The organism is Serratia sp. HNCC26DJ244, assembly GCF_057180565.1.
The window spans coordinates 91,274-116,036 of sequence record NZ_JBXUGO010000014.1; the positions used below are offsets into that span (position 1 = coordinate 91,274).

Below are 24,763 nucleotides of genomic sequence, written 5' to 3' on the forward strand. Positions count from 1 at the left end.
TCTATCAGGTTGCTTCAAGTGACAAAGCAAGCAAGTGCCACCCCAATCATCAAGCCAAGCACGCATGACTTGAAACAACCTGATATTATCTATTCCTCAATTTGGCATCAGTAAAATTATGGGGACAAGCCAATAAGCACAATGTTATAGTCAGCCGGTTATTCTGTGGGGAAGCAGGCTGGCATGAAAGTAAAATACCTAATCTATCTATTTACCTTTGCCATTATGCTGAGTTTTTCCCTATTTGTTTTCAATGCACTACGAATAGCAAATACCCATTACGTTCAAAATGAAAGCAACCTCTATAAACTCCGGCGAACTAAAGATATTTCTGAAGCATTCCAGGCTGTACTATCGGCTCACCGATTAAAAAGACTCAGTCAGATCAACCAGACGATTACCGAAGCCCAATGGCGGGATGCTGATGAACAGGCTCATGATAAAATAGCCATCATAAAATCACACGCTGAACATAAAAACCAAAATTTTCAAAGTGTTAATCAAAAATTCACCCTACTGTCGATGATTAGTCTGCTAGAAAAATTACTGGATAATGATGTACAGCAGATTTTACAGAGCAATAATCCCGCCACAGCTCATCTTTTCAATATCAACAGTGCCTATTACATCGTTCAAGCCAATAAAGCCTTTTACCAATATAGTTATGATCCCCAAATGATCAATGCAGAATCACTGTTGTTTATCGAGTCTATTTCTTTCAATAATCTTTTAACACTGTCCCTGACTGAATTAATTGATCAGATTATCGATGTCAACCTCAGTAGCTTGGAACGTAAAGATGCTTACCTTAAGGCCATCCAATTAACCGGGGTTATCAAATCGCTTAATACCCGCTTGACCTTTATTGAACAGACTTACAATGACCCGAAAATATCTAGCTTAGTAGATAGCATAAAAAAATACATTTCAAGTGATCAACTTAACTATATCTCTCAAGGTCTCTACCAAGCGATTGATCTCAATAGCAGTTATAACGCTGATTCCATTTATCAATACATCAACGAAATCAACCAGCTTTCTCAACAGCTTTATCAGCGCAGTTTTGAGCTGCAAATTGCCGCCACGCAAAATAAGCTGTACCACAGCCAGACCACTATTTATGGTTTAATCGCCCTAACAGGGATTATCATCTTGTTTGTTTTGTTACCGCTATTGATTTTCTGCTCAAGAATCACTCGGTGGCTGACAAAAACGCATAACAATATTCTACGTCTGTCTAAAGGTGATACAAGCATCGATAATAATGAGGTGTTTTATAGCCAAGAACTGGTGGCTATCAACGATGCAGTCACCCAACTGAAGCAGTACAATCAGGTAAAGCTGGCACTCGAGCAGGAAAAACATCAATTAATCAAAGATCTTGAGCTTTCATCGTTCTTTGACCCACTCACCAATATTTATAACCGTCGCAAATTTTTTATCGAATACAATTTACTGCCTGCCAACAGCTATCCCCATACATTCTGTCTGATTGATATCGATAAATTTAAACGGCTCAACGATACTTATGGTCATGATGTTGGTGATCGTGTGTTGGTGATGTTCGCTGAACTATTACGCAACCATTTCCGCGCCAGCGACATTTTTTGCCGCTACGGTGGCGAGGAGTTTGCAGTGTTGCTCAACCGATGTTCACAGGAAGAGGCATCCCGCTTGATGAATCAACTCCGTGAGTTGGCTGAACAACTCTGCCTAGAACTGCCAACCGGTAAGCGGGTACGTTTTACCATCAGTTGTGGTATCGCTTCCGTTAACAATATTGAGGGGCTCGCTTCAGCCATTAAACAAGCTGATGAAGCGCTCTACTACTGTAAAAAAAGCGGTCGAAACCGGGTCAGCATCTATACCAGTCAGGGTTTTATCCCCTAAACGGTTCGGATTACTGGCAGGAGCCGGGGCAAAAACCATCAGAAGCCTGTACTCACCATTCAAGTTGTCTGTTTAGCCGTTTCCCCCACAACGAATGCTACACATAATAAAGACATTATTTAATCCTCGACCAACACCTGCCATTTGTGATGTGATGAGGCTTCAATAACAGGATAATCCGGGTATACTTCACAACACTTTTTTGCTTATCCGGTTTTGGACATGCGCCTGACGAGGATGCTGTAACGCGCTATGACTCTATACGCCTCCCCGATTTTGACTTCACTGCTTGATACTGATGCCTATAAACTTCATATGCAGCAAGCAGTGTTCCACCGTTACCCTGACGTTACTGTCGCTGCGGAGTTCCGTTGCCGTGGCAACGAATTACTGGGTGAGTATGCCGACGAGCTCCGTCATCAGGTTGCCATGATGAGCCAGTTGGCACTGACTGAGGCTGAATATCGCTATCTTTCTGGTCTTCCTTTTTTCTGCACGGATTACCTAAACTGGTTACGTGATTTTCGTTATGACCCGCAACAAGTAGCGATTAGTGATCACCATGGTCATCTACAGATCCGTATCGCTGGCCCCTGGCAAGAAGTAATTATGTGGGAAGTTCCGCTACTGGCGGTGATCAGTGAGGTTGTCCATCGCCACCGTTCACCCTTAGTGACACCGGAGATGGCGGTCACTCAATTGCAGAGCAAACTGACGCTGTTCAAACAAGCCAGTAGTGATATTGATATCTCGCGTTTCAAGTTGATGGATTTTGGTACCCGCCGCCGCTTCTCCCGCGATGTGCAGTACGCTATTGTCCATAGCTTAAAAGAGGCGTTCCCTTATCTGGTGGGAACCAGTAACTACCATCTGGCTCATCAATTGGATCTGGCTCCGGTGGGTACACAAGCCCATGAATGGTTCCAGGCACATCAGCAGATAAGCCCGGTTCTGGCCAACAGCCAACGTGTCGCATTGCAAGTCTGGCTAGACGAATATCCAGACCAGCTAGGTATTGCGCTCACCGATTGTATTACTATGGATGCCTTCCTGCGTGATTTTGGTCTGCAGTTTGCCCAACACTATCAAGGGTTACGCCATGATTCTGGTGACCCGGTTGAGTGGGGAGAGAAAGCGGTTGCCCATTATCAGCAGCTAGGTATCGACCCCATGAGTAAAACACTGGTATTTTCCGACAACCTGGATCTGGATAAGGCCTTGGTGCTATATCGGCACTTTGATCAACGCATCAATCTGGTTTTTGGTATCGGTACACGCCTGACTTGTGATATCCCTGGTGTCGACCCACTGAATATTGTGATCAAACTGGTTGAGTGCAAAGGCAAACCCGTTGCCAAACTGTCAGACAGCCCCGGTAAAACTATCTGCCAGGACCCGGCATTTGTAAAAGCCTTACGCAAAGCCTTTGCTCTGCCATTGGTAAAAAAAGCCAGTTAACAGAGCAACAGGTGAGCCAATACGACTTGCTTGTCGCTTTCTATATATAGAAGCGACAGATCTTGCTGATGTCACTCTTTTGCTGTGACTGAACAAATGTTGCGTTATGGCGATGATTTCTGCTTGTGCTCCATAATGCGGCAAGTAACATAGTGATATCTCCGTTTTCCAGGCCGCTGGTTATCAAACCAAGGCAGCGTGGGCTGAGCCGAATAAATAATGAATACCCCCTCTTGCTACTGGCAAGACGATGGGGATGACTATTTGTGAACCACACCTATATATAAGAGAGAAATTTATGACAGTAGTGCCTGTAGTCGATGTACTGCATGGTCGTGCCGAGGTTGGCAGTGAAGTCACCGTGCGCGGTTGGGTACGTACCCGGAGAGATTCTAAAGCCGGGATCTCCTTTCTGGCCGTTTATGACGGTTCCTGCTTTGACCCGTTACAGGCCGTGGTTAATCACTCTCTCGCGAATTATCAGGATGAAGTGCTGCATTTAACCACCGGGTGTTCGGTTGAAATCACCGGTACTGTCGTCGCATCCCCTGGCGAAGGCCAGAGTTTTGAACTGCAAGCCACGGCCATCAAAGTCGTCGGTTGGGTTGATGATCCCGATACCTACCCTATGGCCGCCAAACGCCACAGTATCGAATATCTGCGCGAAGTGGCTCACCTGCGCCCACGCACCAACCTGATCGGTGCTGTGACACGTGTTCGCCATACCCTGGCGCAAGCTATCCATCGTTTCTTCCACGAAAACGGTTATTTCTGGGTTTCTACCCCACTGATTACCGCTTCGGATACTGAAGGTGCCGGTGAAATGTTCCGGGTTTCTACCTTGGATCTGGAAAACCTGCCACGCACCGATAAAGGCGCAGTAGACTTCAGCCAGGATTTCTTCGGCAGAGAGGCATTCTTGACGGTATCTGGCCAGTTGAATGGCGAAACCTATGCTAGCGCGCTGTCTAAAATCTACACCTTCGGCCCCACGTTCCGTGCCGAGAACTCGAATACCAGCCGTCATCTAGCAGAATTTTGGATGATTGAACCTGAAGTGGCCTTCGCCACACTGGATGATGTCGCCAGCCTGGCGGAAAAAATGTTGAAGTATGTTTTCCAGGCAGTACTCGACGAGCGCGCAGACGATTTGCAGTTCTTCGCTGAAAGAGTGGATAAGGATGCCGTTGATCGTTTAAAGCGTTTTGTCTGTTCTGACTTCGCCCAGGTCGATTACACCGAGGCCATTGATATCCTGATGGCCTGCGGGCAAAGTTTCGAAAACCCGGTTTCCTGGGGAATTGATCTGTCATCTGAGCATGAACGTTATCTGGCTGAGAAGCATTTCAAAGCGCCAGTGGTAGTCAAAAACTACCCGAAAGATATCAAAGCCTTCTATATGCGCATGAATGAGGATGGGAAAACTGTGGCTGCCATGGATGTTTTGGCACCTGGCATTGGTGAAATCATCGGTGGTTCACAGCGTGAAGAGCGACTTGAGGTGCTGGATCAGCGTTTGGCAGAAATGGGGCTGAATAAAGAAGATTATTGGTGGTATCGTGATCTGCGCCGTTACGGCACTGTGCCCCATTCAGGCTTTGGTTTAGGGTTTGAGCGTTTAATCGCCTATGTTACTGGCGTACAAAACGTGCGTGATGTGATCCCATTCCCACGTACTCCACGTAATGCCAGCTTCTAAACCCCGTCATCTATAGAATACTTTTTAATCAATTCGTTATCTTTTCAAAGGCCAGCAATGCTGGCCTTTGTCTTTTTTTATTATTGACTCAGGTCACAAAGTTCCCTATATTACACACTCTGTTACACATTGTTTCTTTGTGAAATCAATTTTCGACATTAGTAGCACTTTCGCTCTAGATTAACGAGCCCGTGAATGGAACACTGCGTGCAGACACAGGACGACACCAATCTAGCAACAATAGTTCCCTAAGAATTATTGTCGGCAGTGGCAGGTGTCCGAATAACACTAATGAGGGTAACAACGATGATGAAGCGCAACATTCTTGCAGTAGTAATCCCAGCTCTGTTGGCAGCCGGTGCAGCTAACGCAGCAGAAATCTACAACAAAGACGGCAACAAAGTTAACGTATATGGTAAAGCTGTTGGTCTGCATTACTTCTCTAGTGATAAAGCCGAAGATGGCGACAAATCCTACGCGCGTCTGGGCTTCAAAGGTGAAACCCAAATCAATAGCGAACTGACCGGTTACGGTCAGTGGGAATACAACTTTGCAGGTAACAATGCTGAGTCTTCACAAAGCGGTGACAAAACCCGTCTGGCCTTTGCTGGCCTGAAGTTCGGCGATATGGGTTCATTCGACTACGGCCGTAACTATGGCGTTGCGTATGATGTTGAAGGTTGGACTGATATGCTGCCAGAGTTTGGTGGTGATACTTACACCAACACTGACAACTTTATGACCCAACGTGCTACCGGTGTTGCTACTTACCGTAACAGCAACTTCTTCGGCCTGGTTGATGGTTGGAACTTTGCTCTGCAATACCAAGGCAAAAACGAAAACCGTGATATCAACAAGCAAAACGGTGACGGTGTAGGTGTTTCTACCACCTACGCACTGATGGATACCGGTCTGAGCTTCGGTGCTGCTTATACCTCTTCTAACCGTACTCTGGCTCAGAAATCAACATTTACTTATAACCCGCAAACTGATAAGTATAGCGGTACTACTTCTAATGGTAACGTTGCTGACCTGTGGACTGTTGCTGCTAAATACGACGCTAATAACGTCTACTTGGCAACCATGTATTCCGAAACTCGCAACATGACTCCATTCGGCGATGTACAAGGTTTAGTTGCTAATAAAACTCAAAACTTTGAAGTGGTTGCTCAGTATCAATTCGACTTCGGTCTGCGCCCATCCATCGCTTACCTGCAATCTAAAGGTAAAAACTTGGATCAAGACGTTAACTCCGGCCTAGGCAACGACCAGGACCTGGTTAAGTATGTTGATATCGGTGCTACTTACTACTTCAACAAAAATATGTCAACCTATGTTGATTACAAAATCAACCTGTTGAACAACAACGACAACAACTTCTACAAAGCTGTTGGTATCGCTACTGACAACATCGTAGCAACTGGTCTGGTTTACCAGTTCTAAGTTGTTGCACTTAATGGCAGCTTTACGTTGCCAGTTAAGTTAGAAAACAGGGCTTCGGCCCTGTTTTTGTTTTAATGGGGTTAACCCATTTTTATACCGTCGATGCCGCCTTTTGCCGCCATTTTTTATGCTGAATTAACCTGTATCACAAGATCACAGTGTTTTTGTGGTAAACAGTTGGCAAAGCCCGTAACTGGCGTTAACCTAATGTTTCTGTCTGCTTAACTCTAGGCCATGGAAGCATTTGACATGTTTGAAAAAATCACCGCTGCACCCGCTGATCCCATTCTGGGTCTGACTGACATTTTCCGTGCGGACACCCGCCCAAATAAAATTAACTTAGGCATTGGTGTCTACAAAGACGAAACCGGTAAAACACCCGTATTAACCAGCGTCAAGAAGGCTGAACAATACTTGCTGGAAAATGAAACCACCAAGAATTATCTTGGCATCGAAGGTATCCCTGAATTCGCCTTCTATACCCAAGAACTGCTGTTTGGCAAGCAAAGCCCGATCATTACCAGCAAGCGTGCCCGCACTGCGCAGACCCCGGGGGGTACTGGTGCCCTGCGAGTAGCGGCAGATTTTATCGCCAACCAAACCACGGCCAAACGTATCTGGATCAGTAACCCAAGCTGGCCAAATCATAAAAATGTTTTTGCCGCAGTTGGGCTGGAAGTTCTGGAATATGACTATTACGACGCCACCAATCACTCTCTGGATTTTGCTGGTCTACTCAATAGCCTGAAACAAGCCCGTACTGGCGATGTGGTGCTGTTCCACGGCTGCTGCCATAACCCAACCGGCATCGATCCTACTCAACAGCAGTGGACAGAGTTAGCTGAGCTCTCTGCAGCCAACGGCTGGTTACCACTGTTTGACTTCGCTTATCAGGGCTTTGCCAAAGGCCTGGAAGAAGATGCTCAAGGCTTGCGTATTTTTGCCGCCAAGCATCAGGAACTGCTGGTTGCCAGCTCCTACTCGAAGAATTTTGGTCTGTACAACGAGCGTGTTGGTGCTTGTACTCTGGTTGCAGCCGATGCTGAAACTGCCGACCGAGCTTTCAGCCAGGTCAAAGCAGCAATCCGCGCCAACTACTCTAACCCGCCCGCTCATGGTGCTTCTGTGGTTGCCACCATTCTAGGTAATGAAGCGCTGCGTGCTATCTGGGAACAAGAACTGACAGATATGCGCCAGCGCATTCACCGTATGCGCCAGTTGTTCGTCAATACCTTGCAGGAGAAAGGCGCTGAGCAGGACTTTAGTTTTATCATCAACCAAAACGGCATGTTCTCTTTCAGCGGATTAACCAAAGAGCAAGTGCTGCGTCTACGTGACGAATTTGGTGTCTATGCGGTGAATTCTGGCCGTGTAAATGTTGCTGGCATGACACCAGACAATATGGCGCCATTGTGTGAAGCTATTGTGGCTGTCCTATAAGCACCACCAGCACCATGCTGCAATAACATGCTGTAATAACCAAGGGGGCGCAAATGCGCCCCCTTGGTTTTAACTTAACTTTAATTTTATATGATTTTATCGGCTGGTTAATTGTTTACTGGCTAAGTCAGTTACCAAATGGCCGGTTCTGAGCGCAAGAAGGGGTTAGTTTGGCGCTCATGACCAAATGTAGACATTGGTCCATGACCAGGAATAAACGCCATATCGTCGCCTAGCGGCAGTAATTTAGTGCGGATTGAGTTAATCAGCGTCTCATGGTTACCGCGTGGGAAGTCACTGCGGCCAACACCACCGTTAAACAACACATCCCCTACCCATGCCAGACGAGATTTTGCATCGATAAACACCACATGGCCCGGTGTATGGCCAGGGCAATGGAGTACATTCAGCGAATGCTCACCAATCTGCACACTGTCCCCTTCTGATAACCACTGGGTTGGGGTAAACGCCTGGCACTCTTCAAGGCCAAACATGCGGCTCTGTTCAGGTAAGTTTTCCAGCCAAAAAGCATCTTCTTTATCGGGGCCATAAATAGGCACCTGATAGTGTTGTGCCATTTCAACGGCGGCTCCCACATGGTCAAGGTGCCCATGGGTCAACAGGATCTGACTAACCTGCACCCCCATTTTGGCGACTTCAGCCTTGAGCCTGTCTGCATCACCACCCGGATCAATCAAGGCGGCCTGTTTGGTCACCTCACACCAGAGCAGTGTACAATTTTGGCTGAATGCCGTGACAGGAATAATGTGGTATTTCATAACACTCCAATAACGATAAACCCATCGCAATTCAGGTTACCGGAGAACAGCAACGTGAATGGCGATGGGTATTTTTGAGTTAGGCGCCGATTACCAGGTACGTAGCGGGCCGGTATCAATATGTACAAAGTTGCTGCGTGGATAATATCCTACTCCGCCCGCGCGCAGTTTCAGCGCCGCTTTGCGGATATTACTCAATTGGACCCCCTCAATACGGAAATCCATCGCCTGCCCTTTGGTATGGTAACTCTGTTTAGCCACACCACGACGCTGCTCACGCATTTCACTATTGGTCTCTAGTGAACGGTAACCAGAAATCAGTTGTACTGGTTTTTTGGTCCCCAGCATCACCTGCAGGCGATAAAGCTGATCAAACAGACCCGGGTCAATGGTTTTCGTTTTATTGGCGCGATAATCACGGAATAAATGGTTCAGCCTTACCAATTCTGCTTTGTTATAACGTTTGCCATCAAAGAATTCAGCCTTGATGGATTCCCCTGTATTCAGGTTGTTCAACAGCAGAATACGCGGGCGAGCAGTTGAAAAGCTGGCAAGCGCCTGCCCAGGGAGCAGTGCGATGCCCATGGTGGCCATACCAAACGCCAGCCATTTACGGCGATGATGGTCAATTTTGTCCATAATCCTTTTTAAACTCGACAATAATATCAAAATATATACCCAAGATGATTCATATCATCACTTGTGCATAATCGGAAACATCCTGGGTATAAAAACACAAGCAGTGAGCACCATAACCGCACGCGCAAGCTGAGTCAACCCGCGATACACCGCCGTTTACAAGCTCTAACAAAAAAAATGGCGCACTGTGTTGCCATTCAAGCTGTATAAAAAACGCATAACTGTTGGGGCCAAAGCAGACTCGCCTATCACCCCGATAGGTATCATGGGTTTAAGAAAGAGGTTCCCCAGTCAGGTCATCAAATACCCTACTGGGGAAAGGGATATTACTGCATCAACTTCTCAGCCAGAGCCAAAATCTGCACCCCGGATTTTACTGTCACATCATAGTCGTAAATATCTGTGCGGAACTGCGGCTTGCCATCATCAGCGATCCAAGCCGTCAGATAATAGAGCTGAACCGGTATATGCTGGCGAATATTGACGTAAGTGGTGTTGCCCCGTTTAAGCGTTGATGACACCCGCGTGTTATTCCAGCCGGCATCTTGCAGTAGCATATTAGCCAAATCTGAGGCTTTGCCAACACGGACACATCCCGAACTTAACGCCCGAATATCTTTCGCAAACAAACCACGGTTCGGCGTGTCATGCAGATAGATAGAATCCGAACTTGGCATATTAAACTTGAAGCGCCCGAGCGAATTACTGGTGCCAGGTTCCTGTTGAATACGATAAGGAAAGTTACGCGGAGAAGTAATGCTCCAATCAATCATTGCCGGATCGATAGCTTCCGAATCATGACTCCATCCGGAGTACACGCGATAGCCATGCTTCTGGAAATAGCTGGGATCATGCATGGCTTTTGGCACGATATCTTCGCGGATTAACTTGACTGGCACATTCCATGGCGGGTTAACCACCACATTATTCAGCGCGCTACTCATCAATGGCGTTTTCCGGCTCGGTCTACCGACAATAACCGGTGAAGAGAGCACTTCAGTACCATTAATGTAATAAACCAAAGAATAATTAGGGATGTTCACCATAATGCCGGTGTCCACATGCCCAGGCAAGATGCGCAAGCGTTGGATATTCAACGCCAGCAATGAAGCACGCATTTGTGGTGAAACGTTGAGCCATTCACGGGTCCGAGGACCGATCACCCCATCCGGTGTCAGCCCTTGCCAAGTTTGGAAACGTTTGACACCTTCAACCAAATCATCGGTATAGCGATTATCTGTTGCTGAAACAGACTTCGTCTGATGCGCTGGCGTATTGGTCGAAGAAGCTAAATCTTGAGTCGATGCAATAGCCGGACTGACGACGGTTGCTGCCGCATCACGGTTCTTCTCTTCATCCACCGAAAGGTCATCAACCACTACCGGTGGCGTAGTCACTGCAGTATTAATAACCTCGGTAGAGCGGGGGGCATCTCCCGCTGGGGCCGTCAACATGCTGGTACGGTTCAGGATCTCGCGCAATGCAGGAATATCATCACTCTGCTGCCCAGGACGCAAGCTGACCTTATTGAGCACCACCGGCCATGGCCGACTATCTGCCAGCATGTCGCGCAACGCCTGATGCATTCTCTCATATTGCGGATGCTGCGGAGCCAATGAATTAACATAACTCAGCGTGTTACCTTGTTGTACAGCAAGCTGCCACTGATTGATCACCGGGTTCTGCGGTACCGCCAATTTATAAGGTACCTTGCTATACAGCCAGTTGCTGCCATTGGCCTCTATTGACGAGACAAATTGCAGATAACCGAGCATCGCATCAGACAGTACAATATCACGGGCCATATCACTCACTGCAGGATCGGTGAGTAATTTCACCCATTCGATGAATTGCGGCTGTATACCGGAAATAGCCAACTCAGCAAGTTGTTGCTGAAATTGCAATATTGCCTGGCTATCTTGCCACATCGGCTGCATCTGGTTGGCCGCATACAACGGTGCCAGCGTCTCCATATAGTGTGGCACCACATTTTTTGGCAGCGCCGCAAGCAGTTCTGTTCGACTCTGTTCCACCGAGAGAGCAGATGGTGATGAGACAACCTGTGGTACCTGTTCGGTCGCACCAGCAAAAAACGATAGGGCAAGACCAGACGCAATTGCGTAGCTCAATACCAAACGTCGTACTCTGTATCCATTTTTCCGCAACATCCCTCGCCCCCTGTAGGCTCACAAAAATACTACCAATACACGCAACTTTCTTTAGTATACAAATAGAACAGCCTTATTTGATCTTGGCTGTAAAAATATCGCCAATTGACACAAAAATAGCTGCCCTAAGACTGGCAGCTATTTCCCGGTCATCAGCGCCTGTTTCAAGCTTGCGGCGTTTCCGCCACGGTCGTGCTCAATGCAGGCTGGTCGCTGGCAAAACCGCGTAAACCCACAACGTGTACGTGCTCATGATTCTGGAACACTTTACGTACCAACTTATAGGTAGTGCCTTTTTCCGGGCTGATATTCTCTGGCGCAGCGATGATCAGTTGCATTTCCAGACGATCACACAGCTCAAACAATGTCGCAATGGATTTAGCATCCAGACGGGCAGCCTCATCCAGGAACAATAAGCGGCAAGGTGAAATATCCTTACCACGCAAACGGCGAGACTCTTCTTCCCAACTTTGTACCACCATCACCAGAATTGACATCCCGGTACCAATCGCTTCCCCGGTGGATAAAGCACCACTCTCGGCACGTAACCAGCCATCAGCACCACGGAATACTTCCACCTCCAGCTCCAGATAATTACGGTAATCCAACAGCTCTTCACCAATGGTTTGCGGTGTCCGTTGCCCCATATCAATCTGTGGATTCAGGCGCTGATAGAGTTTAGCCAAGGCTTCAGAGAAGGTTAACCGGTTACTGCTGAACAGATCCTGATGCTGTTCCTGCTGCTCAGACAGCACATCCAGTAACGTCGCATGGGCTTCCCGTATATTGACATTCAGCCGTACACTTTTTACCTGGCCGAAAGAAACCGCTTGCAAGCCTTGGTTCAGCATACGGATACGGTTCTGTTCACGCTGAATGGTCTTGCGGATAATATTCGCCACACTCTTTGAGCTGATCGCCAGCTTTTGCTCACGCGCCGTCAACTCTTCGGTCAGACGAGCCAGTTCGATCTCCATCTGTTCGATGGCTTCCACTGGATCGTCAGTACGGATGATATCCTGACGAATACGTTCACGCAGATGCTGGTAGACCGCAATATAGAATTGAATTTTACGTTCTGGCCGTTTGGGATCTTCAGACAAGCGCAACACATCACGCAAATGTTCATTATCCGCGACCGCCAGACGCAGCGCCCCCAGCGCCTTATCCGACATAGAGCGCAGCTCGTCACCGTCCATATAGGCCAATTCGCGACGATGCAGGCGACGCTCCACCCCATTGTCCTTCACCAGACGCATCACCATACACCAGCCCGCTTTAGCGCTCACCACCTGCTCACGCAGTTGATAATAATCGCGCTCCAGCTTACGTAGTTTCTTCTGCAGGCTATCCATTTCAGCCTCACAGAACGTCAGTTGTTTTTCTAGCTGACTACAGCGCGCACGGTTATTACTGACTAATGCATGCAGTTCATCGCGACGAGTGCGTGCACGCACTTCGGCATTGGCATCCGCCTGGACCCCAATATCCACCAGTTCCTGGCTCAACTCTTTGAGCATGTCGCGCTTGGCATCATAGGAGCTTTTCAGCGAAGCCAACACCTGACTGTACTGGGTATATTGGCTCTGGTACTGACGTAACTGTTCACGGGCGCGGCTACGTTCAGCTTCGGCATGTTCCAGCCGTTGACGTAGTTTATCATTCAGGTCGTTGTTGGCGTTCTGCATATCCGCAGAATCGCTATAGCTAAAATGCGCACGGCGCTGTACCACCTCAGTCAAAGCAAAAACCTGTTGCTTGGCCTGGCGCTGGCTGGCTTGTGCCTGGATATAGTCCTGCTGTAACTGCTCGTGTTGTTCGGGGTCGCTTTGTAATACCGCCAGCAGGGGTTCCAATTTGGTTAAAGAGGCGCCATGTTGTTGCAGATAACGCGCCGCGTCCTGTGCTTCTTCCAGTTCTTCACGGAGCTCTTCGGCGCGATCGAGCAAGGTTTCATCATTTAATAATGAGACCAGCGGTATCAGGCGGTTCAGTGCAGCGACGCCCTCTTTGGCCTGATCATACTGCTGCCGCTGCTGTTGATTCTGTGCTTCGTGGTTATTCAGCGCACGCTCAATTTCACCACGACGACTGTGCAGCGTGCGAATATCTGCCTCAGGATCCGCATCAAACGCCACCGCCAAGTGGGCACCGATAAAACGGCTGAAAGCTTGATGGGCCCGCTGCGTTTTCTGAACATCGAACGACAAGGTAGCATAACGCTCAGCCAAGCTGTCACGTTCGGCATACAGCACTTCCAAGCGATTTTCACGCGCGGCACGGCCAAACAACGGCACTTCTGGATAACGGGAATAACGCCACTGCCGGTCCGCTATCTTCACCACCACCGCCTTGTCCTGTTCTTCAACAGCAAATACGCTGTCATCGAATGACTGTGGGTCCCCTTCAATCAGGTAAAGGTCTTCAGGGCAATCCTCCAACCCTTCGAGCAGTTCGCGTACCAACGACAGGTCCGGTACCACAATCGCATGGCGTGACGGGCCGTACAACGCAGAGAAATAAGGGGCGTCATCCAGGGTGACATCGTCATATATTTCCGATAACAGCACACCACCAAACCGTTCAGCCAGCGTGACCAAACGCGGGTCTTCGGCACCACTGGGCTGACTAAGACGCTCAATTTGCCCCTCAATTTCCCGTTTGCGGCTGGCAACCTCATCACGCTCAACGGTGGTTTCACGTTCACGCTCCAGTAACTGCTGCATATGCTCAGTCACTTGTTGGCTATCTTCGAACGTTTCCCCACTCTGTTCACCAAGCTGATGCAAGGCATCCTGAGCCGCCAGCCAAATCGGCGCTCGTGTGGTCAACTCTTTAATACGTTGCTGAATCTGCTCCAGTTCCTGGCGCATCTCCATACGGATCTCACCTGCTTCACTGACGCTTTGCGACAATGACTCCAGGCGCAGTTCCAACTCCTGCTGCAACGTGACCAGTTCATCGGGTTGATAGGTTTCCCCGTTACGTTTACAGAACTCTTGCAGTAGGCGTTCAGCATCCTGTTGTGCATTCAGGCGTTGCTCCAGTTCGTTCAAACGCATACGCAACGGTTGCACCCGCTCTGCCTGATGCTGCTGTGAAGGCCAATCACGTAATAATTCACGTGCGCTTTGCCAGGCTTCACTGCGGCTGACTTCGCCAGCAATTTTACACACCAGTTGATAAGCTTGTTCAAACTGGCTGTGTGCAGCATCAGCCACACTGAGTTTCTGTTCTAACATCAGCAGGGCTTCAGTCGCTTCCTGCTCACGTGCCTGAAGGGTATCTAACCACTCATGGGCATTTTCTGCTGTCAGGTCACTAACCTGGCACAACGAACGAGCGCGCTCTAAGGCTTGTAATGCCTGTTGGTACTGAATTGCCCGGGTTTGCTGCACATCCAGAGCTTGCTGATAATCAGCGAGTTGGCTTTTCAGCTCATCAACTTCCTGCTCTGCCGCTTCGCTGCGTGCCTCGCTTTCCGCCTGCTGTTCAGCCGCTTGCTCCACCACCTCATTTTGCTCTTCCAAGCGGTAAGTCAGCTCTTCCAGGTCCCCTTGATAGCGTTCAATCTTCTCTTGCTGACGCATCGCCGTCTGCACCAGATTGAGGTGATCACTGGCGGCCTGATAGTCAGTTTCCAGGTCCGATTCTGCCGCACTTTGTTCTGCCAATTCCCGCGCCATTTCAACGTGGCGCAATTGCTCATTGGCCAGCTGTTTACGGCTACCCAACAGGTCATTACGCAATACCAGCGCACCATCGAGATGGATGCGGCGTTCATTGGCGTGGCGCATATAGTCGGCAGCCACATAAGATGTCGCGTCAGAGATCAGATGTTTGAACAGATCACGATCCGATTGGGTGACACGAATCGCTTCCAACGTCATGCGGTTTTCACGCAATGCCGCTTCCATATCCTGGAAGGCTTTGCGCACCCCGCTGTTTTCTGGCAACAGATAATCACGCAACGAGCGGGTAATAGCACTGGAAATACCGCCATACAGCGAAGCTTCAATCAGGCGGTAAAATTTGCTGCGATCCGCAGAGGAACGTAAACGTTTGGGGATCACCCCCAAATCAAACATCAAGGCATGGTAATCAGTGATGGAGTTGAATTGCTTGAACTGCACCCCTTCCATCTCTTCGACACGTTCTTTTAATTCTTGTAACGGAAGCACCCGCGCCTGGCGTTCACCCACCATCTGGGTTAACAGCTCTGTCGGTTGCACGGCGGTCGGCAAGCCCTGGATAGTGAACGGTTTGATATCCACTTTACGATCACGCCCGGCTACCTGTTGTAAGCGCACCCCCACCAGCACCCGCTGATGGCGCGAGTTGACGACATCCAGCGTGGCATAACAGACACCTGCACGTAATTTACCGTGTAGCCCTTTGTCGCGCGAGCCACTGGTCGCCCCGGCTTCGGTGGTATTACGAAAGTGCAACAGCGTCAGATCGGGAATTAACGCAGTCACAAACGCCGCCATGGTCGTCGACTTACCGGCTCCGTTCCCCCCAGACAGGGTAGTCACCAGTTCATCCAAATCAAAGGTCCGGGCAAAGAAACCATTCCAGTTAACCAGCGTCAGCGAGCGAAATTTACCGCGTTCAATCATTCCTGTTCATCCTCTGCACTGTCGGTGATGGTTTCTGCTGCAACCTCTTCCGCCTCGTTGGTTTCATCATTTAATGACAGGCTGTTTTCCACCGGCATTGCTTCACCATCACGGATCATGCGCAATTGGGCTTCACGTGGGTCATCACCACTGCGCACATCAGCGCCGAAGCGGAACACCGCCTCGGTAATACGGAACTTGCTGCTGTCATTGCCCATAAAATAGACCATCCCCAAGCGGCGCAAGCGATTGAGGGAAGCACGCACTTTTTCATGCAGTTTCTGCCGGTCAAGATCCGAACCGGTGGAACGCTGGTTAACAAACTTAAGCAGTTTATTCTCGTCTGCCAGGCTCAATAATTCTTCATACAGTTCTTGCTGGCTGAAAATCCCCTCGTGCGCCAGACGCTCAGGGCTGAGATAGAGGTAACAGAGGATCTTGCCCACCATCATATCCAATTCGGAAAGCACTGAACGGGCGATCAACGTCGTGGAGCGAGGGCGCAAGTAGAAAAAACCTTCCGGTGCACGGATTAACTCTACGCTGTAACGTGCATAAAATGATTCCAGCTCGTCCTGAAAATCCATCAGGAAAGCATGGTTGTCCAACTCATCAATAGCAATATGACGGCCGGCACGTAATTGGCTGTCTAACGCCGGGAACAGCGTGTTTGATAATGCCTTGGCCAGCTTGACTGGCATTACTTGTTCAATATTTGTCGATGACATGGGCCTGCACCTTGGCTCCGTAATCATTGATTGCCTGCCAACGGGCTGGCAACCCTGAAAAATCAGCTTCAGCCACACCAAGGCGCACTGCCTGGTCGACCACAATACGAGCGACATCAAAATGACGCGCACGCGGGTATTGCGCCAGATAATCGCGCATCACTGCGCCTAAATCGAGCGGCATTTTTTGTTCCTGATAAACCTTCAGTGCCTGTTCAATCATCAATGTCAGCTGTTCACGGATCTCACTGAACTCTTCATACTCCAGATCCGGTGGCAATTCACCGGTCACTTCCTCACCACGCAGTGCCAATTCTTCATCGCGCATATCGAAAAGACGCTCGGCATTGGCAAAGGTCAGCGCCCAGGGGGAGTCGAAATAATTTTGTACTGATTGACGCAGGCGTTGGGCAAATACGCGGTTTTTATCCATATCGATAGCGGTACGGATAAACTTGTGAACATGACGATCATAACCGATCCACAGGTCGATGGCTTGTTGGCCCCAACTGATAATGCGGTCTAGTTTGCTTTGCAGGTCAAATACCAGCTTATCAACAAACCCTAACTCCCCATCACCCAGCGTGGCATCCTGAATACGCAACAAATTGGCCTGGAGTTTATCACCTGCGGCCTCCAACGTATCCTGTAATTCACGCAAGGTCCCAGAGGTTTCCGATAGCAGCGACTCACAACTGGAGATCGCTGCGCGCCAATCTTGATTGAGCAGCGCGGCGATGTCTTCTTTGACGCTCTGCTGCTGTTCATCCATCAGGCGTTGGGTCAAGTCAATGCTGTCAAAAATCTCCGCCACTGAATATTTCAATGGGGCAAAGACATTACGATGCCAGTGAAAATCGTCGCCGCCCTCTTCCGCCGCATCTGCTGCACGCTTGAGCTCTTCCGCCACAATGGATAGTTGCATGGAAAGGCGCAGAGTAGAAAACTCACGCTGACGAATATAATAATCGGTAATACCGATGCCCAGTGGGGTCAGGCGATAGATGGCGTTGCCATCCGCCAATTCACTGGTAAACCGGTTCAACAGACGCTGGCGCACCATGTCGTTTATCGCATTGTTAGCACGTATCGCTACAGTTTCATGCGTCTGTTCAAACCCTTTGCTGACATGGCGAAATGCATCAACCAGCTCGCCTTCGCTCATCTCACCATCCAACCGCTCACCATTTAACGTGGCGATGGCGAGCAGAAACGCAAGACGCTCAGTCGGGAGCGAAATAGAGAAATCATTTTTCCGTGCCCAGGCGACCAGTTCGGGTACAGTCTGGGAAAACTCACTCATAGTTCGTCCTTCAGGTTTGCTTTATGCGCCATGACGTGAATATAGCGCCCCAAACTCACATACGGTTCTTGCCGGCAATAGTGCTGCTCAAGCGCCAGTAACTCGTCAAATTTTTGTGTCTGCAATTGCCTGCTTTGCAGATAATCATGGAAAACCCTCACGCCGGTTTTCCCTGAAATCTGCATCCCCATCTGTTCCAACCAACCATAAACCTGGGGTGGATTCAGTGGATACTGCGGCGAAAGCGAACGTTTGCGACGCCGTCTCACTTCAGGGTCGACCAGTTGGAAATTACCCAACACCACATTGCGCATCAACAACCCGTTGGCGTTAAAAAACATCAGCGACAGTGCGCCACCGGGTGACAGGCATTCAAATAACGCCTGCAATGCCGCTTGCGGCTGCGCAATCCACTCCAGCACCGCATGAAACAAGATCAAGTCAACGGGCTGTTCCAAATGCTGACCTATCTCTTGTGCCGAACTCTGTATGAATTGCATCTTGTGGCGCACACCTTTCTGCTCTGCCAGCAACGCAGCACGCTGGATCATCTCACCAGAAAGATCACACAACAAGACCTGATGCCCTAATTCAGCCAGTTGGCAAGCCATATGGCCTTCTCCGCCACCGGCATCCAGAATACGCAACGGCCGCTGCGGCAACTGGGCCAACAACTGGGTCAAGTCGTGCCAGAGCACCGCCTGACGGATTTTCCCCTTGGTGGTGCCGTAAATATTACGTGCAAACTTGTCAGCTATATCGTCAAAATTGCGATCATGCATGCTCAACGGCTCCGCTGATTCTATCTTGGTTTGCAGCAAAATACCCCCATTCAAACCTGCTATTTTTGCACAGACTGGCTTAGAATAAATCTTCTTACGACATAATTGCGCCTGAATGGCGTTTTTTCGCCCAAAAGGAGCGTTTTTTGCTGTTATTTCATCTAAAAAAACTCATCGGCAACCTGATGATGCCCCTGCCCATGTTGTTATTGCTGATGGGGCTGGCGTTGTCACTGCTGTGGTTCACTCGCTGGCAAAAAAGCGGCAAAATTATTTTAAGCCTCAGTTGGTTGCTGTTACTGCTACTCAGCCTGCAACCCATCGCCGATCGCCTGTTACGCCCACTGGAATCAGACTATATGACCTATCGTGGCAACGACCCGATTGACTATATCGTCGTGCTGGGTGGCGGTTACACGTTTAATCCAGATTGGGCACCCAGCTCAAATCTGCTTAACAACAGCCTGCCACGGGTCACCGAGGGTGTCAGGTTATATCTGGCACATCCTGGTAGCAAGATGGTGTTTACTGGCGGACGTGGTGCCAATACCTTGAGTAGCGCTGCCACCGCAGCCCGTGTCGCTGAAAGCCTGGGGGTTCCCGCTAGCGATATTGTCATGCTGGAGAGCCCGTTAGACACCGAGCAAGAAGCCGAACAGGTTGCTAAATTAGTCGGGCAACAGCCTTTTCTTCTGGTGACATCGGCCAATCATCTGCCACGTGCCATGGTGTTCTTTACCGCGCTTGGGTTACACCCTATCCCGGCACCTGCCAACCAGTTGGCGATCAGCTCCCCCTTGAACATCTGGGATCGCGTGATGCCATCTGCCATGTTCCTTGGCCACAGCGAACGCGCAGTATATGAAACCCTGGGTAGGCTCTGGCAGCGGTTAAAAAGCAGCAATAATAGCGCCAGCGAACAGGAATGATTAATTGGCCAGCCAAGGCAGCAATTGTTTCGATGCTTGATCGAACAGCGGCCGGTCGAGCTTGCCGGTATGGATCATTCTCGCCACCGCTTCCCACACCACATATAACCAACGCCGACATAAAAAAGAGTCGGCTACTGGCGCTCGTTGTAAGTAACGGAACAGCAACTGTTCAGGCATACCTGCTTCACACAGCCGGAACAGCTCATATTCTCTGGGTGCCCACAGCACCATTCCTGGATTGAGCATTGCCAGCAATTGGTCGGTTTTGACATCTTTGAGCATACTGCGTAACGAAAGGTTACCGTGAACCAACACACAAGGGTCATCAAAACCAGCAAAAAACGTCGTCAACATTTCACGCGTGCGATATAGCAGACGACGGTCCGCCATGGTCAATAACGGTGAGTTCATATTGCTCACGCTGGACCACAGAACTTCGACACGCTGTTGATACCAACTGAACCAGTCATTTTCCTGCGTACTATCTACAGTACCGACACAGCCATGGCTATCAATACGATGCCAGGCTAATACCCCATCGATAATCTGCTCCATCAGAACATTCCAACGGTCAGGTGTCCGCGTTGGGGCTTCAACCGAGACACCACGCAACCGTTCGATTAGCATGATCTCTTTATAGGAGGACTGATGGCTATAGACCACACCAAAAACCGTGGGTAAGCGTATATCCCCTTCACGTGACAGCATCGAGAGTTTGTAGGCTTCCTGTTGTGCAATACCTTCACAAACATAACTTTTCGCCATCAACGGGATCGCATGATCCTGCTGGTCGTACAATGAATACATATGCGCATAGGGCTGCTCACTGACGCGCTCCAAGCGACTAATCGGCTCCCCCAAAACAAGGCTTAATTCGGCACGCAACTGCTCCATGGGATGGGGTCCTCCAGATTAAGAAAAACCCGCCATTCAAGCGGTCGCGGTATGCGCTGCGCTTGAATCGGCTTGGGTATAACATTGTTGTCCGGCCAAAACCGGCTTACGACTTTAAACTGTCTCGCACCCGCTGTAAGTCTTCTGGCGTATCGACCCCGACGCTCGGGGTAGCATGGGCTACCGCAACGTGGATCTTTTCGCCGTACCACAGCACACGCAACTGCTCGAGTAATTCAATCTGTTCAAGCAGGCTAGGTTGCCAACTGACGTAACGGCGCACAAACCCGGCACGATACGCGTAGATACCAATGTGGCGTAATAAGCTATCGCCGATACTCGCTTTCGATTGGGCAAAACGTTCGCGATCCCAAGGAATGGTGGCGCGGGAAAAATAGAGGGCATACCCTTGTGCATCCATCACCACTTTAACCGCATTCGGGTTAAAGGCTTCTTCCGCCGTGGTTATCGGCACGGCAAGCGTCGCCATGCCAGCACGGCAAGCCGCCAGATTTTCTGCCACTTGGCGTACAATAACCGGCGGGATCAGGGGCTCATCCCCTTGTACGTTGACGATAATTTGGTCATCCGCAAAGGCGTACTTTTCAATCACTTCCGCCAAGCGTTCAGTACCGGAATGATGGTCAGCACGGGTCATACACACCTCACCCCCCGCCATTTCTACCGCTTGCGCCACATCGGGATGATCAGTGGCGACAATAACGCGAGACGCACCCGATTCACGTGCACGTTCCATCACATGCACCACCATCGGTTTTCCGTGAATATCCGCCAAGGGTTTACCCGGCAAACGGGTAGAGGCATAACGCGCAGGAATGATAGCAATAAAACTCATGCAGGTTTCTCATCTAATGACAGTGAACGCGCTTCATTCTCCAGCAATACTGGGATGCCATCGCGCAATGGATAGGCCAGGCTGTCCAATTTGCAAACCAGCTCCTGATGAGCTTTATTGTAATAGAGCTTGCCATTGCACAGCGGACAGGCAACGATTTCGAGTAAACGGTGATCCATGCTTTCTCCAAGGGAAGAGCTATCTTCAGGGAATTTTGTCAGAGAATAGCATAACGCTATAGCACTATTTAATCATCGTCTGATCAACTTAAGGAATGAGCTAAATCATCGCCAGGTGCGTATTTAAGCATTTTCATCCCGCCACTGCCCCCATGCGGTGGCTAACTGCGCGGCTTGATTGGTCACAGGTAGATACACAAAATAATTCGAGTTGCTTGTAGGCGGCAACTGAGCGAATCCCTAGGAGCATAGCTAACTATGTGACTAGGGTGAACGACAAATCCGTATGCAGCGGATTTGAACGCCGCTGGCGGCGGCGCCGTAAGGGGCGAGTCTCATGGATGAGACGAGTAACAGCAGCCAACACCACTGCCTCTTGAAGTATGACGTGTATAGAGGATATTGGCGGGGTTTTCATCACCAGTGCATAGGGGAGCGACTCCGGCACTGGTGAGAAAGTGGGGATCAGAACGCGATAACGTCTGCTGCGGTCAGCCCGTGAGAACTACGATAAATTGAGAACTCAACGTTCTGGCCTTCGTTTAACGATTTTTTGTTGGTATTGGCGATCGCCCGACGGCTAACATAAATTTCGTCACTACCATCGACCGGAGAAATAAAACCATAGCCTTCAGCCTGATCAAACCATTTCACTCGGCCCATTTTTAATCCACTATTTTTAAACATTATTTAATTCCTTACATTTGTGCACCCTTAACAACACTTTTTTTATTATCGTCCGGATGCTATCAGCCCCTACTTGAGTTTCTGGTGACAGAGCTCTCGTGGGCAAAAATAAAAAACGTACTAGCACTTACTGTTAATACGCGATCACTTGCTCAATAAAGCAAGCCTATTCCAGCAATATGGCAATTTAATGACAAATAAACCTACTTTATGTTGCATGTTTGTCAGCCATGTTCTGTGACCTGCCCCTCTGGGTTCCACCCTGACTGGGACAAGCACCAATGCTCAGCGTTTTGTCAAACCACTGGAATTATTTTGAGTATCAATACAGTTATGAAAGCTATCTTCCGGCAAATCACTGGTTTCAGAATCATTACTTATTAGGAAGGACTTAGGAGGTTCATCTTTGCAGCGTAATCGGATGATGACATCTGGCGAGGAACTGCTTAACGCTAACTTCATAAATCTTAGCGTCTAAATCTTAACTTCTAACTCTTACTTTCTAAACCCTATTTTTCTAAACTCAAACCCAGCTGCATAGCAAGGGGAGACGCATTAACTCATAAACCATTAATCAATACAAGAGGTTTATCACATTTTTCTCAATAAATTACACCATAACATTTTATCCCAGTGATTATACTCTAGATAAGTTGAATTATAGTCAGGAGCTAAGCGACTCCCCAACCGTTTGAATGAACTCAAGTATGACGAACAATGCTTTCTGCCGGTTACCCTATTATCCGCGCAGCGCAAGACCGAGTTTTCAAATTCTTAACGTTAAGGAGCAAGCATATGAGTGGCTCGCCTTTCGTCTCACCTAATGACATTCGCGCCAAATTCTCGCGGGCTCTCTCGGCCATGTATCAGAAAGAGGTTCCGTTGTACGGCGAATTACTTGATCTAGTAGCGGAAACCAACCGACAGATGTTGAGTGAAGATGCCGCTTTAGTGCACTGCCTGCAAATTACTGGCGAGATTGGCCGGTTAACAATGGAGCGCCATGGCGCTATCCGTGTCGGAACAGCGCAAGAGTTACAAACGTTGCGGCAGCTGTTCAACGTGATGGGGATGTCACCGGTCGGTTACTATGACTTGTCAACTGCAGGAGTGCCTGTCCATTCAACTGCATTTCGTGCGGTACACGAGTCTGATCTGGAAGTCAGCCCATTTCGCGTGTTCACTTCGTTACTCAGGCTTGAACTGATCGAAAACCCGCCATTGCGCCAACAAGCTGAAAAGTTACTGGCACAGCGTTCTATTTTCACCACCAGAACACAGGAGCTGATCGCACTACACGAGGCTGAGGGCGGATTAACCACTGAGCAAGCCAATGAGTTTGTTGAACAAGCCCTTGAAACCTTCCGTTGGCATAGTGTGGCCACAGTCAGCGCGAGCGAATATCAACAATTGCACGATCAACATCGTTTAATTGCCGATGTTGTCGCCTTCAAAGGGCCGCATATCAACCACTTAACACCCAGAACGCTGGACATTGACCGGGTTCAGTCTGCCATGCCTGAGCGCGGCATTTGCCCTAAAGCAGTGATTGAAGGCCCACCACTGCGCAAGTGCCCTGTTTTGTTACGGCAGACCAGCTTCAAAGCACTGGAGGAAAAGGTGCTTTTCGTTGAGCTAGATGGCCGCCAGATTGCCGGGCACCATACTGCCCGCTTCGGTGAAATTGAACAGCGTGGCGCCGCTTTAACGCCCAAAGGACGGGCACTTTACGATCAGTTGCTGCAAGCGACCAATGACCGCTTTCAAGCAACACCGACCGAAAGCAATGCGGCGCAATATAACCAATTATTGGCAGATCACTTCCAGGGTTTCCCAGACGATTACCAAACATTACGTGAGCAACAACTGGCCTGGTTCCGTTATTTCCCTACCGAATGTGGATTGGCAGCCAAAGAGGCTCTGGACCAGCACGCGACGCTCGAACAACTGATCGCGCTGGATTACATCCGCTGTCAACCGCTGGTCTATGAGGATTTTCTCCCCGTCAGCGCGGCTGGTATTTTTCAATCTAATCTGGGTGACAGCCAGCGTGCACAATATGATTCCGCATCAAGCCGTATGGCTTTTGAGCAGGCGTTAGGGGCTAAAGTCATTGATGAGCAGCAACTGTACCAACAGACACAACAACGCTCTTTAGCGGCTTGCGCGCAGGCATTAGGGGTTCATACTCTAAATGGCGGCGACTAATCGTGCTAAAGATGGGTATGATGCAGATTAGGCACAATTATTTAGGGGTTTGACTTATG

The 24,763-nt window shown here is 49.2% G+C and carries 18 protein-coding genes; 7 read left to right on the plus strand and 11 right to left on the minus strand.

Features of this window, described 5'->3' with window-relative positions; genetic code table 11:
- The first annotated feature begins 183 nt into the window (after window positions 1-183).
- From AC2A06_RS12655 to AC2A06_RS12675, 5 genes are all read left to right on the plus strand, one after another.
- On the plus strand, window positions 184-1,890 hold the full coding sequence (locus AC2A06_RS12655) for a GGDEF domain-containing protein (RefSeq protein WP_484380520.1): 1,707 nt from the start codon (window positions 184-186) through the stop codon (window positions 1,888-1,890).
- Between the two features lie 252 nt (window positions 1,891-2,142).
- Complete coding sequence (pncB, locus tag AC2A06_RS12660; protein ID WP_023489323.1) at window positions 2,143-3,348, plus strand: nicotinate phosphoribosyltransferase; 1,206 nt, start codon at window positions 2,143-2,145, stop codon at window positions 3,346-3,348.
- A gap of 298 nt (window positions 3,349-3,646) precedes the next feature.
- On the plus strand, window positions 3,647-5,047 hold the full coding sequence (gene asnS, locus AC2A06_RS12665) for an asparagine--tRNA ligase (RefSeq protein ID WP_484380521.1): 1,401 nt from the start codon (window positions 3,647-3,649) through the stop codon (window positions 5,045-5,047).
- A 306-nt stretch (window positions 5,048-5,353) separates the two neighbouring features.
- A complete protein-coding gene (gene ompC, locus AC2A06_RS12670; RefSeq protein ID WP_484380522.1) occupies window positions 5,354-6,490 on the plus strand; it encodes a porin OmpC in 1,137 nt (378 codons plus the stop codon).
- A 249-nt stretch (window positions 6,491-6,739) separates the two neighbouring features.
- On the plus strand, window positions 6,740-7,930 hold the full coding sequence (locus AC2A06_RS12675) for an amino acid aminotransferase (protein WP_484380523.1): 1,191 nt from the start codon (window positions 6,740-6,742) through the stop codon (window positions 7,928-7,930).
- A 131-nt stretch (window positions 7,931-8,061) separates the two neighbouring features.
- On the opposite strand, the gene AC2A06_RS12680 is transcribed toward AC2A06_RS12675, so the two are convergent.
- The 7 genes from AC2A06_RS12680 to cmoM form a co-directional block, all read right to left on the minus strand.
- Entirely contained in the window at window positions 8,062-8,709 is a 648-nt protein-coding gene (locus tag AC2A06_RS12680) for an MBL fold metallo-hydrolase (protein WP_484380524.1), read from the minus strand.
- Between the two features lie 90 nt (window positions 8,710-8,799).
- Window positions 8,800-9,348, minus strand: coding sequence for a peptidoglycan L,D-endopeptidase MepK (mepK, locus tag AC2A06_RS12685; RefSeq protein WP_484380525.1), 549 nt, complete (start codon window positions 9,346-9,348; stop codon window positions 8,800-8,802).
- A 326-nt stretch (window positions 9,349-9,674) separates the two neighbouring features.
- Window positions 9,675-11,516, minus strand: coding sequence for a L,D-transpeptidase (gene ldtD, locus AC2A06_RS12690; protein WP_484380526.1), 1,842 nt, complete (start codon window positions 11,514-11,516; stop codon window positions 9,675-9,677).
- Window positions 11,517-11,680: 164 nt separating this feature from the next.
- Complete coding sequence (mukB, locus tag AC2A06_RS12695; protein WP_473195504.1) at window positions 11,681-16,135, minus strand: chromosome partition protein MukB; 4,455 nt, start codon at window positions 16,133-16,135, stop codon at window positions 11,681-11,683.
- A complete protein-coding gene (gene mukE / locus AC2A06_RS12700; protein WP_484380527.1) occupies window positions 16,132-16,863 on the minus strand; it encodes a chromosome partition protein MukE in 732 nt (243 codons plus the stop codon). The genes mukB and mukE overlap by 4 nt, the downstream gene beginning before the upstream one ends.
- On the minus strand, window positions 16,844-18,166 hold the full coding sequence (gene mukF, locus AC2A06_RS12705) for a chromosome partition protein MukF (RefSeq protein WP_023489332.1): 1,323 nt from the start codon (window positions 18,164-18,166) through the stop codon (window positions 16,844-16,846). Before mukF ends, mukE begins: the two co-directional genes overlap by 20 nt.
- Window positions 18,163-18,948: a tRNA uridine 5-oxyacetic acid(34) methyltransferase CmoM gene (gene cmoM, locus AC2A06_RS12710; protein ID WP_484380528.1), complete on the minus strand. Its 786-nt coding sequence runs from the start codon at window positions 18,946-18,948 to the stop codon at window positions 18,163-18,165. The genes mukF and cmoM overlap by 4 nt, the downstream gene beginning before the upstream one ends.
- A 149-nt stretch (window positions 18,949-19,097) precedes the next feature.
- On the opposite strand from cmoM, the gene elyC reads away from it, so the two are divergent.
- On the plus strand, window positions 19,098-19,877 hold the full coding sequence (elyC, locus tag AC2A06_RS12715) for an envelope biogenesis factor ElyC (RefSeq protein ID WP_484380531.1): 780 nt from the start codon (window positions 19,098-19,100) through the stop codon (window positions 19,875-19,877).
- Here elyC and AC2A06_RS12720 read toward each other — a convergent pair whose 3' ends face one another.
- The 4 genes from AC2A06_RS12720 to AC2A06_RS12735 form a co-directional block, all read right to left on the minus strand.
- Complete coding sequence (locus tag AC2A06_RS12720) at window positions 19,878-20,774, minus strand: YcbJ family phosphotransferase (RefSeq protein ID WP_473195506.1); 897 nt, start codon at window positions 20,772-20,774, stop codon at window positions 19,878-19,880.
- Window positions 20,775-20,880: 106 nt separating this feature from the next.
- A complete protein-coding gene (kdsB, locus tag AC2A06_RS12725) occupies window positions 20,881-21,630 on the minus strand; it encodes a 3-deoxy-manno-octulosonate cytidylyltransferase (protein WP_484380529.1) in 750 nt (249 codons plus the stop codon).
- The gene (locus tag AC2A06_RS12730; protein WP_023489337.1) at window positions 21,627-21,809 is read right to left on the minus strand and encodes a Trm112 family protein; all 183 of its coding nucleotides are present in this window, start codon (window positions 21,807-21,809) and stop codon (window positions 21,627-21,629) included. Before AC2A06_RS12730 ends, kdsB begins: the two co-directional genes overlap by 4 nt.
- A 465-nt stretch (window positions 21,810-22,274) precedes the next feature.
- On the minus strand, window positions 22,275-22,496 hold the full coding sequence (locus tag AC2A06_RS12735) for a cold-shock protein (protein WP_023489339.1): 222 nt from the start codon (window positions 22,494-22,496) through the stop codon (window positions 22,275-22,277).
- A gap of 795 nt (window positions 22,497-23,291) precedes the next feature.
- On the opposite strand from AC2A06_RS12735, the gene hglS reads away from it, so the two are divergent.
- A complete protein-coding gene (gene hglS, locus AC2A06_RS12740; protein ID WP_484380530.1) occupies window positions 23,292-24,704 on the plus strand; it encodes a 2-oxoadipate dioxygenase/decarboxylase HglS in 1,413 nt (470 codons plus the stop codon).
- Window positions 24,705-24,763 lie beyond the last annotated feature (59 nt).

What these genes read in the sequence shown, in the direction of transcription:
- AC2A06_RS12655 (WP_484380520.1), top strand. Translation starts at nt 184, where the DNA reads ATGAAAGTAAAATACCTAATCTATCTATTTACCTTTGCCATTATGCTG.
- pncB (WP_023489323.1), top strand. Translation starts at nt 2,143, where the DNA reads ATGACTCTATACGCCTCCCCGATTTTGACTTCACTGCTTGATACTGAT.
- asnS (WP_484380521.1), top strand. Translation starts at nt 3,647, where the DNA reads ATGACAGTAGTGCCTGTAGTCGATGTACTGCATGGTCGTGCCGAGGTT.
- ompC (WP_484380522.1), top strand. Translation starts at nt 5,354, where the DNA reads ATGATGAAGCGCAACATTCTTGCAGTAGTAATCCCAGCTCTGTTGGCA.
- AC2A06_RS12675 (WP_484380523.1), top strand. Translation starts at nt 6,740, where the DNA reads ATGTTTGAAAAAATCACCGCTGCACCCGCTGATCCCATTCTGGGTCTG.
- AC2A06_RS12680 (WP_484380524.1), bottom strand. Translation starts at nt 8,709, where the DNA reads ATGAAATACCACATTATTCCTGTCACGGCATTCAGCCAAAATTGTACA.
- mepK (WP_484380525.1), bottom strand. Translation starts at nt 9,348, where the DNA reads ATGGACAAAATTGACCATCATCGCCGTAAATGGCTGGCGTTTGGTATG.
- ldtD (WP_484380526.1), bottom strand. Translation starts at nt 11,516, where the DNA reads ATGTTGCGGAAAAATGGATACAGAGTACGACGTTTGGTATTGAGCTAC.
- mukB (WP_473195504.1), bottom strand. Translation starts at nt 16,135, where the DNA reads ATGATTGAACGCGGTAAATTTCGCTCGCTGACGCTGGTTAACTGGAAT.
- mukE (WP_484380527.1), bottom strand. Translation starts at nt 16,863, where the DNA reads ATGTCATCGACAAATATTGAACAAGTAATGCCAGTCAAGCTGGCCAAG.
- mukF (WP_023489332.1), bottom strand. Translation starts at nt 18,166, where the DNA reads ATGAGTGAGTTTTCCCAGACTGTACCCGAACTGGTCGCCTGGGCACGG.
- cmoM (WP_484380528.1), bottom strand. Translation starts at nt 18,948, where the DNA reads ATGCATGATCGCAATTTTGACGATATAGCTGACAAGTTTGCACGTAAT.
- AC2A06_RS12720 (WP_473195506.1), bottom strand. Translation starts at nt 20,774, where the DNA reads ATGGAGCAGTTGCGTGCCGAATTAAGCCTTGTTTTGGGGGAGCCGATT.
- kdsB (WP_484380529.1), bottom strand. Translation starts at nt 21,630, where the DNA reads ATGAGTTTTATTGCTATCATTCCTGCGCGTTATGCCTCTACCCGTTTG.
- AC2A06_RS12730 (WP_023489337.1), bottom strand. Translation starts at nt 21,809, where the DNA reads ATGGATCACCGTTTACTCGAAATCGTTGCCTGTCCGCTGTGCAATGGC.
- AC2A06_RS12735 (WP_023489339.1), bottom strand. Translation starts at nt 22,496, where the DNA reads ATGTTTAAAAATAGTGGATTAAAAATGGGCCGAGTGAAATGGTTTGAT.
- hglS (WP_484380530.1), top strand. Translation starts at nt 23,292, where the DNA reads ATGAGTGGCTCGCCTTTCGTCTCACCTAATGACATTCGCGCCAAATTC.